8 protein-coding genes are annotated in these 14,132 nt (G+C 65.7%); 2 read left to right on the top strand and 6 right to left on the bottom strand.

Translation table 11 applies throughout. From position 1 onward, the window contains the following. Positions 1-12: 12 nt before the first annotated feature. The 5 genes from FBY20_RS22410 to clpS form a co-directional block, all read right to left on the bottom strand. A complete protein-coding gene (locus tag FBY20_RS22410; RefSeq protein ID WP_056324285.1) occupies positions 13-1,329 on the bottom strand; it encodes a paraquat-inducible protein A in 1,317 nt (438 codons plus the stop codon). Continuing rightward, entirely contained in the window at positions 1,329-3,641 is a 2,313-nt protein-coding gene (gene clpA / locus FBY20_RS22405; RefSeq protein ID WP_056324674.1) for an ATP-dependent Clp protease ATP-binding subunit ClpA, read from the bottom strand. The genes FBY20_RS22410 and clpA overlap by 1 nt, the downstream gene beginning before the upstream one ends. A gap of 55 nt (positions 3,642-3,696) precedes the next feature. Next, on the bottom strand, positions 3,697-5,907 hold the full coding sequence (gene pbpC, locus FBY20_RS22400; RefSeq protein ID WP_142054678.1) for a penicillin-binding protein 1C: 2,211 nt from the start codon (positions 5,905-5,907) through the stop codon (positions 3,697-3,699). Further along, on the bottom strand, positions 5,904-11,126 hold the full coding sequence (locus FBY20_RS22395; protein ID WP_174245442.1) for an alpha-2-macroglobulin: 5,223 nt from the start codon (positions 11,124-11,126) through the stop codon (positions 5,904-5,906). The genes pbpC and FBY20_RS22395 overlap by 4 nt, the downstream gene beginning before the upstream one ends. 166 nt (positions 11,127-11,292) lie before the next feature. Next, positions 11,293-11,607, bottom strand: a complete 315-nt coding sequence (clpS, locus tag FBY20_RS22390; RefSeq protein ID WP_142054676.1) for an ATP-dependent Clp protease adapter ClpS — start codon at positions 11,605-11,607, stop codon at positions 11,293-11,295. Positions 11,608-11,833: 226 nt separating this feature from the next. Between clpS and FBY20_RS22385 the strand changes: the two genes are divergently transcribed. Together FBY20_RS22385 and FBY20_RS22380 are read left to right on the top strand one after the other, a co-directional pair. Continuing rightward, positions 11,834-12,079, top strand: a complete 246-nt coding sequence (locus tag FBY20_RS22385; protein WP_006220277.1) for a cold-shock protein — start codon at positions 11,834-11,836, stop codon at positions 12,077-12,079. Positions 12,080-12,274: 195 nt separating this feature from the next. Beyond that, entirely contained in the window at positions 12,275-12,718 is a 444-nt protein-coding gene (locus FBY20_RS22380) for a DUF192 domain-containing protein (RefSeq protein ID WP_370458354.1), read from the top strand. Between the two features lie 97 nt (positions 12,719-12,815). On the opposite strand, the gene pcaF is transcribed toward FBY20_RS22380, so the two are convergent. Next, positions 12,816-14,021, bottom strand: a complete 1,206-nt coding sequence (gene pcaF / locus FBY20_RS22375) for a 3-oxoadipyl-CoA thiolase (RefSeq protein ID WP_142054672.1) — start codon at positions 14,019-14,021, stop codon at positions 12,816-12,818. Positions 14,022-14,132: the final 111 nt, after the last annotated feature.

Here is a 14,132-nt window from a genome sequence, read left to right as displayed (position 1 = left end):
GCGAGGCCTTTCCTAGCCCGCTTGCTTGCCGGCGGCAGACGCCGGCGCATGCCGGCCCTCCACCGGCGCTGATTCGATTTCGGCCTGATCTTCCAGGTCCCAGCTACGGCGCAGGTCAAAGCTCATGGCCGCGAGCATGGTCAGGATGACGACCACGCCAAACGCGGCGGCGCCCGCGCCAGCGCTGATTTCCATCAGGCCTTTGAAGTCTGCCAGAGCCGCCAGCAATATAACGACAAAAACATCCAGCATTGACCACTGGCCAATGAATTCAACCATCTGATACAACCGCGTACGCGCCCCCAGATTGGTTGTGCTACGCCACTGTTCGGTCAGCAGCAGCAGGATCAGCGCCATCAGCTTGGTCAACGGCACGGCCACGCTGGCAATGAAGACGATAAGCGCGATGTCCCAGGAACCCATCTGCCACAGCTCGACGACGCCGCCCAGGATGGTGTGCGCGCTGTCGCCAAGCAGCGAGTTGACGTTCATCACCGGCAGCACGTTCGCCGGTATGTAAAACACCACGGCCGCCAAGAGCAACGCCCACGTGCGCGCCAGATGATCGGGCTTGCGGTAATGCACCACGGCGTCGCAACGCACGCAGTGATGGTGCGCTTCGGGATCGGCATCGCGCGGCAGGGCCTGCACCTGGCCGCAGACGTGGCAACCGGTCAGGACGACGTCCGGCCCGGCCTCGGGCACATGCACGGGCACGACGTCGACGGATTCGGCATACCGCCACAGCACGTGCGGCGACAGCCTGCCGAGCATCGTGAGCAGCACGGTCAGGATGCCGAACGCGGCCAGCCCAATGCCCGGCGACACCGCGGCCATCCCGGCCAGCTTGACCACCGCGACCAGCACGCCCAGCAGAAACACCGGCACCATGCACCACGGCCGCAGCAGGCCCAACAGGCGCATCGCGCCGTGAAACCCGGCGGGCTCGCGGTGTTGCGACAGCGGCCCCAACACCCACAGCAGCACGGACAACTGAAGCAGCGGCAGCGCGAAACCGGCCAGGCCGGTCATGATGGAGACCACCCAGTGGCCTTGGCGCCAAGTGATGGAAATGGCGTCCAGCAGCGAGGCCTGCTGGACCATGCCTTGCACGGACATCGACGCGACCGGGTAGGCGTTGGCAACCCCGAAGACGATCAGGGCAGTGATGGCGAGCGCCAGCCAATTGGACAAAGTAAGCCCGCTGTAGCGCCAGAGCACGGCGCCGCAGCGGGCACAATTGGCGGTCTCGCCAGGTTCAAGCTGATGTCGGCGATAAATGCTTGCGCAGTGTTCGCACTCGATCAGCGGCTGGCGGTCCGCGGTCATCAGTCGACGAGTTCGACTTCCTGCTTGTCCGGCGCGTCCGACGAAGGCGGCTTGCCGCTTTCGTCAAAATCCAGCGTGACCTTGCCCGACTCGTCCAGATCCACCGTGACCGAACCGCCGTCGACCAGCTTGCCGAACAGCAGCTCGTCGGCCAGCGCGCGCCGGATGGTGTCCTGAATGAGGCGTTGCATGGGACGCGCGCCCATGAGCGGATCGAACCCCTCCTTGGCAAGGTGTTCACGCAGGCGCGTGGTAAAGACTGCTTCCACGCGGCGCTCGTGCAGCTGGTCTTCCAGCTGCATGAGGAACTTGTCGACCACGCGCATGATGACCTCGTGGTCCAGCGCGGCAAACGGGATGATCGCGTCCAGGCGGTTGCGGAACTCAGGCGTGAACATGCGGCGGATTTCCGCCATTTCGTCGCCCACCATCCGCGAATTCGCAAAACCGATCGACGGACGGTTCAAGGTCTCGGCGCCCGCATTGGTCGTCATGATGAGGATGACGTTGCGGAAGTCTGCCTTGCGGCCGTTGTTGTCGGTCAGCGTGCCGTGGTCCATGACCTGCAGCAGGATGTTGAACACATCCGGGTGCGCCTTTTCGATTTCGTCGAGCAGCAGCACGCAATGCGGCTGCTTGGTGATGGCCTCGGTGAGCAGGCCGCCCTGGTCGAAGCCAACGTACCCCGGCGGCGCGCCGATCAGGCGCGACACCGCGTGACGCTCCATGTACTCGGACATGTCAAAGCGCAGCAATTCCACGCCCAGCGTGAAGGCCAGTTGGCGCGCCACTTCGGTCTTGCCCACCCCGGTGGGGCCGGACAACAGGAAGGCGCCGATCGGCTTTTCAGGCTTGCCCAGGCCCGAGCGCGCCATCTTGATGGCGGCGGACAGCGCATCGATGGCGCCGTCCTGGCCGAACACCACTGTCTTCAGGTCGCGGTCCAGCGTGGCGAGCTTGCTGCGGTCGTCGTTGGAGACGGACTGCGGCGGAATGCGCGCGATCTTGGAAACGATGTTTTCGATGTCGACCTTGCCGATCACCTTCTTCTGGCGCGAACGCGGCAGCAGGCGCTGGGCGGCGCCGGCCTCGTCGATCACGTCGATGGCCTTGTCGGGCAGGTGACGGTCGTTGATGAAGCGGGCCGACAATTCAGCGGCAGCCGACAGCGCCGCGGCCGAATAGCGCACGCTATGGTGCTCTTCGAAGCGGCTCTTCAGGCCGCGCAGGATCTGCACGGTCTGCTCGATGCTGGGCTCGGCCACGTCGATCTTCTGGAACCGGCGCGACAGCGCGTGGTCCTTTTCGAAGACGCCGCGGTATTCGGTATAGGTGGTGGCGCCAATGCACTTCAACTGCCCGGACGACAGGGCCGGCTTGAGCAGGTTGGAGGCATCCAGCGTGCCGCCCGATGCGGAACCCGCGCCGATCAGCGTGTGAATTTCGTCAATGAACAGAATGGCGTCGGGGTTGCCGCGGATCTGCTTGAGCACGCCCTTCAGGCGCTGCTCGAAATCGCCGCGGTACTTGGTGCCAGCCAGCAGCGCGCCCATGTCCAGCGAATAGACCTGAGCGGCCTGCAGGACTTCGGGCACTTCGCCGCGCGTGATGCGCCAGGCCAGGCCTTCGGCGATGGCGGTCTTGCCAACGCCGGCCTCGCCCACCAGCAGCGGGTTGTTCTTGCGGCGGCGGCACAGCACCTGGATGACGCGCTCGACTTCGTGCTCGCGGCCGATCAGGGGATCGATCCGGCCCGCAAGCGCGGCGGCGTTCAGGTCGGTGGCGTACTGATCCAGCGGCGACTGACGCGAATCGCCCTGCTCTTCACCATTGGGCTGTTGCTCTTTCTGCACGGCGGCGGACTCCACCTGCGGCTGTTTGGTAATGCCATGAGACAGGAAATTGACCACGTCCAGACGCGTGACGCCCTGCTGTTGCAGGTAGTACACGGCATGCGAGTCCTTTTCGCCAAAAATGGCCACCAGCACGTTCGCGCCCGTGACGGGCTTCTTGCCCGTGCCGCCGGCCGAAACATGCATGATCGCGCGCTGAATGACGCGCTGGAAACCTAGCGTGGGTTGCGTGTCGACTTCGGCGCCGCTGGGGATCACCGGGGTGTTTTCCGAGACAAACTGGCGCAGGTTGCGGCGCAGGTCATCCAGGTTGGCCGCGCACGCGCGCAGGACCTCGACCGCCGAAGCGTTGTCGAGCAAGGCGAGCAGCAGGTGCTCGACGGTAATAAATTCGTGCCGGGCCGAACGGGCCTCGACGAAAGCCATATGCAGGCTGACTTCAAGCTCTTGAGAAATCACGCTTCCTCCGTAACGCATCGAAGCGGGCTAATACACGATTCATATTCTATGCCGATCATGGCGTAACGCCAGCGATTTCAAAAACCACGCTGTCGTGCCGGCCATGTGTATCCATGACGGTTAGCGTATACCGGCCGTCGTGCGCCAGCACCAAATTAAACGGATGACCCGCGGCGCCATGACTTGCGACACGACCATCGAGCATCCACCATACTTCGCCTTCAGCGCCCTGGACGTCGACGTCCAGCGCAACTTGCCGCATGCCGGGCACGGGCCGCAGCACCGAACCGTTGGCCACGCCGCCGAGCCGCAGCGGTCCCTGGGTGGCATCGGCATAGCCCGCAAACGAGGGCGGCGCCGTTTCATTGAGCATCCAGGCGGCCCGCTGCTCGGGACACGCGCCCGAGGGCTCGCTGCCCAGCCTGTAACCCAGGGGCCAGCATGTCACCACCGCCTGCACCGTTTCGGGCCTGACGCGGACCTGCTGGGCGCCTTCCGGCAACGCCGCCACAATGTCTTGCAGTAGCGGCGCCGCCACATTCGCCCCGAAAAATCCCGGGTTCGGCGTACCGTCGGGTCTGCCGACCCATACGCCGATCGTCCATCTGTCGGTCACTCCGACCGCCCAGGCGTCCCGGAAGCCAAAACTGGTCCCGGTTTTCCAGGCCAGTTGCCGTCCAGGGCTGCCCGACTGGTAGAACGGCCGGTCCGGGTGTCCACCACCTTCGAGGATGTCCCGGACGATCCAGGCCGCGCCAGGACTCATCATACGGGACTCGACAAGGGGTTGCTCCGCCGTCAGGCGGGGCCGCCCCGAGACGCCGCCCCGGGCCAGCGCGCGATAAGCGCCGACCAGTTCTTCCAATGTGGTGCCGCCCCCGCCCAAAATCAAGCTCAGATTCGGCTCCGCCCCTGCGGGCATACGTAACTTCACGCCTCCCGCCAGCATAACCGAGGCAAAACTGACCGGTCCGACCCGGTCCAGCAGGTCCACCGCAGGCACGTTGAGCGACCGCTGCAAGGCCTGCGCCACGCTCACTGGCCCCGCGAACGCCGCCTGGAAATTGCCGGGCGCGTACCCGCCGAACGACATGGGCGCGTCCATCAGCAGGCTTTCCGAGTGGATCAGCCCCTCGTCCAACGCCTGCGCATACAGGAACGGTTTGAGCGTGGAGCCCGGCGAACGCACGCCGCGCACCATGTCCACATGGGAATACCGGGAATCGTCGGAAAAATCTGCCGATCCGGCGTAAGCCTTGACCTCCAGCGAGTCGTTGTCCATTACCAGCACCGCCATCGACACCTTGGGCGGAAGGTTATCGACCCGGTCCAGCAACATTTGTTCCACCGACGCCTGCATGTCGGCATCGAGCGTGGACGTGACGAGTGGCGGCCGTCCGCCGGCGCGGCGCGGGCCGCCCGCCTCCAGCAGCAGGCGCTGCGCGGCCAGGGGCGCCAGCCAGCGCGCCCTGAGCGGTGGCGCAATCACGGTCTCGATCTTGGCGTCGGCCACCTCGGCCGGCGTCCAGCGGCCCAGTTCGGCCATGCGGTCCAGCACCTTGTCGCGCGCGGCTTGAGCGGCTTCGGGGTGGCGGTCGGGGCGCAGCCGCGACGGCGCCTGCGGCAAGGCAGTCAGCATGGCGGCTTCGGCGGGCCCCAGGTCGCGGGCGGGCTTGCCCAGCCACAGCCGCGAACCCATTTCGACGCCCTCGACGATGCCCCCCATGGGCGCATGCGTCAGGTACAGGGACAGGATCTCGTCCTTGCTGTAGTGCATTTCAAGCTGCACGGCGCGCCAGGCCTGCCGCAGCTTGGCCGACATCGTGCGCGACGGCTTGCCGGCAAGCTGCGGATCGATCAGCCGCGCCACCTGCATGGTCAGCGTCGATCCGCCCGACACGATGCGGCGGTTGGTGGCCCACTGCCACCCGGCGCGCACGAGGGCCACGGGGTTCACCCCCGGATGCCAGTAGAACCAGCGGTCCTCATAGGTGAGCAAGGTTTCCAGGTAGCGGGGCGAGACCTGGCCGGGCTGGACCGGATAACGCCAGATGCCGTCGCGGCTGGGATAGTTGCGCAGTGGCGTGCCATCGGCCGCGACGACGACCGCCGCCCCGCCCGAGTCGATGGGGGGCAGCGGATACAGGCGGTCCAGCGCGAATAACAACGCGGCCAGAGCTGACAACGCGCTGGCCGCGAAGATGCCGCGCCGCCGCCAGCGGCGGGCGCGCGATGCGCCCGCCCCGGGTGCGGCGGCGGCGTTCAAGGACGCTTGGCGCCGCGATCGCGGATTTCGACCGTGCTCCATTGCTCACCCACGCCGCGGATTTCGGGGCGGTACATATCCTCGGCCACCGTCGACGGCACCGCATAGCGGCCCGGCGTCACGACGCGCACCAGATAGAACACGTCCACCTTGCCACGGCCCAGCGATACCGCCGCCACATAGCGGTCGTCGCGGAACTCGCGATGCTTGATGTTGGAATCCGACATGGCGTCGGCCACGCGGCGTCCGCCGATCTTCCAGTCCTGCATCTCGGGGCTTTGCGACAGGTTCAGGTTTTCGACCTCGAAGCCCGCCGGCACGCGGTCAACCAGCAGCCCGTCCGGGATGTTCTGGTTGGCGCTGGCCTGGACCCACACCACCAGCATGTCGCCGGTCTGCAGCGTGCCGCCATCCCACGGGCGGCCATCCGGACGGTACCAGCCGCGCTTGAGCTGGATGATGTCGTTGCGCGGCGCGGGGGTCGCGGTCGGGCTGCCCTGGATGTCGTACTCGACAAACAGAGACTGGCTGCCGGTGTTCTGGAGCTGCGTGCCCGCCAGGTCCGCCGCGGCCAGCGAGACCGTCTGGTCGCTCTTGCCGCCGGACAGCGGCTTGCGCTCGCCATTGACGGTCAGCACGGCTTCCCACGGCGTGTTCTTGCTGCCGCCCGCGGCACGCGCGGCCAACAGAAGCGCCATCTGTTCCTGCGTGGACAGGTACGAACGATTGCCCAGGCGGCTGGAGAGCTGGTTCAGCAGGTTTTCGCTGCGCTCGTGACGCAACTCGTACTGCGAAACCAGCGCATAGGACAGCGCGTAGTCGCGCACGCTGCTGCCGTAATCGCCCATCCATTCGTCGTAGTAGGCGCTGCTGCGGTTGTTGATGTTGATGCCATAGGCGCGCGTCATGGCCAGGTCGAGCGCCTGCTTCATGCGCCCTTCGTCACCCATCAGCTTGAAGGCGGCAGCCAGTTGCACCAGCGGCAGCGGCGAACGTGCGCGTTCCTGGTAGTTGTCAAAGAGCTGACGCACCGTCGACAACGGGGCCTTCTTGTCGCGCGCCAGCACGAGCGCGGCGGTGGCCAGGCCGGCGAAGCGGCGATGGTCTTCGCGCAGCACGTTGGCGTCGCTGCTGTCGATGCGGTTGGCCTCGACGTTGCGGCGCAGGTTGGCCGACCACGTACCGAACGCGCCCGTGCTCTGCTGCACCTGTTCCAGCAGCCAGGTGCGGGAACGGTCCAGCGACGATTCGGGCACGTCGAAACCGCGGTCCCGGGCGTCCTGCATGAAGCCCACGGCATAGGCCGTCAGCCACACATCGCGCGAGGACGAGCCGCTCCAGAGGTTGTACGAACCCACCGAATTGCGCATGCCGGACAGGCGGCCAATGGCGCCCGCCACCTTGGCGGCGCGCTCGGCCTGGGTGCGCGGCTTCAGGCCGAACTGCTTGGCCGAATCCTCATCGAGCATCACCCACGGCATGGTCGCGCTGATGGTCTGCTCGGTGCATCCGTACGGATAGTTGAGCAGGTCCTCGACCAGGCGGTTGACGTTGAACGGCGGACGGTTGGACACCGTGAGGCTGACGGTGGTGGAGTCCGGGTAGTAGGACGCGACCCACGATGCCTGCGCCGGCTGCGATTCGCCCGGATTCAAGCGCAGACGCCGGACCTGGCGCTCGGGCGCGTGCGCCGGCTGCACCTGCAGCACGGACTCGCGCACGATGTGCACAGGCTTGGCGCCGCCCTGCCCGTCCACCGTCAGGCGCATCAGGCCAAGGCCGTACGAACCGGTGGTGGTGGCCGTGAAGCGCAGGGTCGTGCGCTGCTTGTCCTTCAGCGTGACGGTGCGCACGCCATCGACGATGGCCAGCGGATCCAGCGCCTCGAGCTTGACCGAGATCTTCTGCTCGGCGCCGCTCAGGTTGGTGACGTCCAGCGCAATGGCGGCCTGGTCGCCCGGCGTGATGAAACGCGGGGTGTTCAGTTCGGCCACGATCGGCGCGGCCACCACCATTTCGGCGTCGGTGCTGCCGTAGTTGTCGGGCGTGAACGCAACGGCCATCAGGCGCAGGGTGCCGTTGAAGTCCGGCAGATCCAGCGGAATGTCGGCCTCGCCCTGCGCGTTCAGCGCAACGGGCCCCGAGAACAGGTCCACCAGCTTGACCTTCTTGGGCAGGCTCTTGCTGTCGCCGCGCATCGCGGCGTCGCCGCCCCACTTCAGCTTGCCCTTGGTGCCGTCCATCTTTTCGATGAGCTTGCCGTACATGTCCAGCAACTCGGGCGCGTAGCGGTGCTTGCCGAAGAAGTAATCCAGCGGATCGGGCGTGGCGTACTGGTTGATGTTGAGGATGCCCACGTCGACCGCGGACAGCGTCACCATCGCCTGCTTGCCCTGCGCGCCGTCGACCTTCACGCGCACGGTCGTCTTCGTCTCCGGCACGACCTTGGGCGCGGCGGTGAGCTTGACGTCCAGCTTGCGGTCGGCGCTGGCGATCGGCAGGAATGCCAGGCCCAGCGCACGGGCCGGCGTGACGCGGTCGCCTTCGCTGCCCGGGCGGAATACCGCGGCCGCCACGTACAGGTCGTGACGCTTCCATTCCTTGTCGACCGGAATCTCGACCTCGGTGCCGGTCGCCTTTACCGCCACCCACTTGGACCACAACATGCGGTCGCCTTCGACGGTGATGAGCGCCTGGCCGTCATGCGGCGGCGTGAGCGTCAGCTTGACGGTGTCGCCCGGCTTGGCCGGCACGCCTTCCAGCTTCATCTGCACGCGGTCGGGACGGTTGCCCATCGCGTCGGCGTCCTGCGCATTCCAGCCGGCATAGAAGCGATAGCGCATCGTTTCGCCGGTTTCCGGATCCGTGATTTCCAGGCGGTAACGGCCCCACTTGACCGGCACCGTCAGCTGGGTGCGATCCTTCAACGCAATTTCGCGCGAATCGACCAGTTCCTCGGTTTCGGTATAGCCGCTGTTCCAGCCGCGCTGGTCGTCGAAGCGCCAATAGTATTGGCGCTCTTCGCGGAACAGGCGCATTTGCGCCTGCGCAAGCGGTTCGACCTTGCCCTGCGCGTTGGCGCGGATCACTTCAAAGCCTGCCGGCGCGTTCTCGCGGGCCACGTCGCTGTCGAACTGCGGACGCACGGCGATCAGCTTGTCGGCGGGCCAGACGGTGCGTTCGATGGAACGCACCACGGGGCGGCCGCCGGATTCCAGCAGGCTGGCCGACACGCGTACCTTCATCGGCGAATGCGTGCCGGAGGCGTTCGGGTTCACGTCCAGTTGCGCGCGGCCCTTGTCGTCCAGCGCGGTTTCCGGCAATTCGCCAAAACTGCGCCGCGTATCGTCGGCCACGTCGCCGAAGATAAAGCCGGGCCATTGCTGGGCCAGCGCGAAGCGGTCACGCTTGACCTGGAAGGTGGCCAGCAGGCGGTTGCCCGCCGCCGGCGCGCCGTACAGGTAATCGCCCTGCACATCGACGGTCAGTTCCTCATCGGGGGACAACACGTCCTGGCCCGAGGTCAAAGCCATCTTCATGCGCTCGGGCAGGAATTCCTCGACCTGGAATTTCCAGGAGGCATCCGGGGCGCGCGAGGCCGGATCGACGCGCAACTCCAGCATCCACGTGCCGGTCTGCGCATCCAGCGGCAGATCAATCGCGCGCTCGACGTAGCCGGGCAGGTCCTTCTGCGGCTGCCACAGTGCGGTCTGCACCGTGCGGCCATCGGGGCGCTTGATGGTGGCGGTCAGCGGCGACGGCGTCAGCACACGGCCGTCCAGGTCGCGCGGCAGCACCGACACATGGAACGTTTCGCCAGGGCGGTACAGGTTGCGGCCCGCATAGACGAACAGATTGTTGGCGCGCGACGCGTGGCCGCCCGTGTCGAACTCGGACAGGTCCAGCGCCGGTTCGCCCAGCGCCAGCACGGTCATTTCCTTGTCGCGCGAGGCGCGGATGACGCGTGCGTTGGCAAAGCTGCCGTCAAAGCGGACATGGCCCTGCGCATCGGCAGCCGCCTTGGCAAGCGGCTTGCCGGCGCCGTCCACCAGTTCGAAGACGGCGCCCGAAATGGCCTGGCCGGACTTAAGCGACACCGAATACGCTTCGATGCGATCGCTGTAACGGCGCGCGTGCAGCCCGATGTCGCTGACGTAGAAATAGGTGACCTGGTATTCGTAACGGAACCGGCCCGGCTGGCTCATGACCGCGACATAGATGCCCGGCTCCTGCAGTTCCTTGATGCCTTCGACCGGCAGGAACGTGACGTGGCGGCGGTTGGGCTTGTCGTCGGTGATGAAGCGGCCCTGATAGACGCTGGTCGTCAGCGAATTCAGCCGGTCCAGGTCCCAGTTGCTGACCGAGCCCTTCAGGCTGCGGTTACCGGCATAGCGCCAGTCGTTCTCGTCGTAGCCGTTGTCGTCCTCGTCGTCCGAGGCAGCCGGAGTGCGGCCCACGCCCAACACGGTGTCGAAGAGTTCGGGCACACGTTCGGGCGATACGCGCAGGAATTGCACGTCGACCTCGGGCACGTTGACCGTGGCCACCGGCAGACCGCCGTTCTGGCCGGCGGGCAGTACCACGCCGCGGCTGGCGAAGTAGAACGAAGGCGGCATGGCCTGCGTGCTGACTTCGCAATGTGAGGCCTCGGCCAGCGCGACCTTCTCGCCCGCGCCCGGCAGGCCCGAGCGGACCGTGATGGCGTACGAGCGCTGCGGCTGCACGTAGGGGAAGTACACGACACGCGGGTTGTCGCCGACGACCCAGTTTCCCTTGACGATCTTGCCCTTGGGCGCGGAATCGCCAGGACGCACGGAGGCCGGCTGCTGGCCCGCCGCGGCGGCCGATTCGCTGTCCTCGTCGGCCTTGCCCGCAGTCGAACCCGTGTCGGTCACCTGAAGGAAGGCATCCAGATTGCTCTTGGCATCCACTGGTTGCGTGAAGGTCACGGCCAGCGACAAGGCATCGTTGTATTGGCGAGGCTGGCAGTTCAACGCGGCGAAGGGATCCGCGGCACCCACCGTTGCAGTGGCCGGCAGCGCTGGCGCACCGCCGTTCGCCGCCTGCGGGGCAGCGGCAGTTGCCGTCTGCGCCGCCGGAACCGCGGCCGGCGTTGCCGGCTGCTGTCCCTTGCCCATCCACCAGCCCACGCCAAGGGCGCCGGCCAAGACTGCGACCCCGGCTACTGCCAGCCAGGTCTTGTTGAACTTTCCACTCACGGCGAAACCCTCCCCGCCCACTAGAATGCAACGCTCCTTAGCGGCGGAGCTGCCGACCCGCATGCGCCGCGCGCTTCCCGTTACGCGGCAAAACCGTTCATCCCGTCATCCGGATGCAACCGGCAGCACAACGCCGCCATTGCTGGCGGCGCTGTCTTTTTCGTTTTCAAACCGGTTCCATCACGCATTGCAACGGGTGCTGGCGCGCCCGCGCATATTGACCGACCTGCGCGATGCGCGTGGCCGCGAGGTCGCGCGGGTAAACACCGCAGACGCCTCGACCTTCGTGATGGACCTGCAGCATGATCCGCGTCGCCTCTTCCTGATTCTTATTGAAGAATTTCTGCAGCACTTTCACGACGAAGTCCATTGGGGTGTAGTCGTCATTGAGCAGCAGCACCTGGTACATCGGTGGCGGCGCAGCGCGAGCCGGCGCCTTTTCGACGACCAAGTCATGCTGGGAATCCAAGGTAGAACTCATAGGGCGGGTATTCTATTTAAACTGGGGACGGCAACCACTCAACTTACCGAAAATTACACGCAGAAATACGTAGTATCCATACTTGACTAGGTCAAGAAAAGCGGCGCATTATCCACGCATTCTGGGGTTTTCAATTCACCGAAAATCTGCCAGGAAGCCGGAGGGGGGACAGGGGTCTAGACCACAATGCCCTTCTGTCAACATACGATTCAATGAGGCAGGCCGCATGTCTGATACGACCGCAACCGCCGTCCAAGGGGACAATCCCAAATCGACGGGCACCGTCAAATGGTTCAACGATGCAAAGGGGTTTGGCTTCATTACGCCCGACGATGGCGGTGAAGATCTGTTCGCCCATTTCTCGTCCATCCAGATGAATGGTTTTAAAACCCTGAAAGAAGGCCAGAAAGTGGCCTTCGAGATTATTCAGGGGCCTAAAGGCAAACAGGCGCTCAATATTACGGCAGCCTGAGTTACCCTTTAAAGCGCAACGGTAAGGTTGCGCCATTATCCAGGCGGGGCTTTCGGGCCCCGCCTTGTTATTTTCTAATTACTCCGCCGGACCATGCTGAAGATTGCAGTTTTGTTTCCCATTGTGCGCTCACTGTTCAAAACAACGTTCACCAAGGCATCGTCAGCGGGAACTTCGGCGGGCCGCAAGGGTTCGGTGATTGCCGCCGCAGCCATCGCGTTCGCAACCGCCGCCCTGCCCTTGCCGGCCAGCGCCCAGCAACAGGCCGGTCCGCAACCCAAGCTGCCGACCACCCAGCTGTCGGCAGGCATCCATATTATCCGCGCGGAAGTCGCAGACACGGACGCCACGCGGCGCGACGGCCTGATGTTCCGCAGGGAATTGCCCGGCAACGACGGCATGCTGTTCGTCTTTGACCGCCCGGACGTGCAGTGCTTCTGGATGCGCAACACGCTGCTGCCCCTGTCGATTGCCTTTATCGCCGACGACGGCACGATCGTCAACATCGAGGACATGGCGCCGCAGACCGAGGATCCGCATTGCGCGAAAAAGCCCGTGCGCTACGCCCTGGAGATGGCGCAGGGGTGGTTCGACGCCCACGGCATCTCCGCGGGCAAGAAGCTGGACGGGCTGCCCTGATTCGGCCGGCAACTGTCAGCACCGATACAAGACAAAGGGAGCCCGAGGGCTCCCTTGTCGTTGGGGCGGCGGGTACTGTCCGCCCGGGGTCACTGCCTTACACGCGTTCGACGATCAGCGCGATGCCTTGGCCGACGCCGATGCACATCGTGCACAGGGCATAGCGGCCACCGGTGCGATGAAGCTGGTTGATTGCCGTGGTGGCCAGACGCGCGCCGCTGGCGCCCAGGGGGTGGCCCAGGGCGATGGCGCCGCCGTTGGGGTTCACGCGCGGGTCGTTGTCGGCGATGCCGAGCTGACGCAACACGGCCAGGCCTTGCGCGGCAAACGCTTCGTTCAGTTCGATCACGTCCATCTGGTCCAGCGTCAGGCCGGTCTGGGCCAGCACCTTTTGCGTGGCAGGCGCCGGGCCGATGCCCATGATCCGCGGCGCGACGCCTGCAGTCGCCATGCCGACCACGCGGGCACGCGGGGTCAGGCCGTGGCGGGCGGCGGCCTTTTCGTCGGCCAGCAGCAGCGCCGCGGCGCCGTCGTTCACGCCCGACGCGTTGCCAGCGGTGACGCTGCCGCCTTCGCGGACCACACCCTTGAGCTTGGCCAGCGACTCCAGCGAGGTTTCACGCGGGTGCTCGTCCTTGGACACGACGATGGGATCGCCCTTCTTCTGGGCGATCGACACGGGCACGATCTCGGCGTCGAAGACACCTTCCTTCTGAGCGCGAGCCGTCTTTTCCTGGCTGGCCAGCGCGAACAGGTCCTGGTCGGCGCGGCTGATGTTGAAGTCGTCGGCGACGTTTTCGGCGGTCTCGGGCATCGAGTCCACGCCGTACTGCGCCTTCATCAGCTTGTTGATGAAGCGCCAGCCGATGGTGGTGTCGTAGATGGCGGCGCTGCGCGAGAAGGCGCTGTCGGCCTTGCCCATGACGAACGGGGCGCGGCTCATGCTTTCCACGCCACCGGCCAGCATCAGGCCGGCTTCACCGGCGCGGATGGCGCGCGCGGCGGTGCCGATGGCATCCAGCCCCGAACCGCACAGGCGGTTGACCGTGGCGCCGGGCACTTCGATCGGCAGGCCCGCCAGCAGCGTGGCCATGCGGGCCACGTTGCGGTTGTCTTCGCCCGCCTGGTTGGCGCAGCCCATGATGGCGTCGTCGAGTTCTTCCCAGCGCACGCCGGGGTTGCGCGCCACGAGGGCCTTGATGGCTACGGCAGCCAGATCGTCGGGCCGCACGGAAGCCAGCGCACCGCCATAGCGGCCGAAGGGGGTACGGATCGCATCACAGATAAAGGCATTCACGGTCATGGGAAGCTCGGAGTGAAGTGAAAGAACTCGGGATCGGACGATCTTAACGCAGCGGTTTCGCGCCAAGTTGGTGCGTTGCACGGATGTCCGCTACACGGACAGTGTCCAATG

It is taken from the genome of Achromobacter sp. SLBN-14, assembly GCF_006715415.1.
GTDB classification, from domain to species: Bacteria; Pseudomonadota; Gammaproteobacteria; order Burkholderiales; family Burkholderiaceae_B; genus Achromobacter; species Achromobacter mucicolens.
The sequence above is the reverse complement of the archived record's forward strand: the minus strand, read 5'-3'. Positions and strand labels throughout refer to the sequence as shown.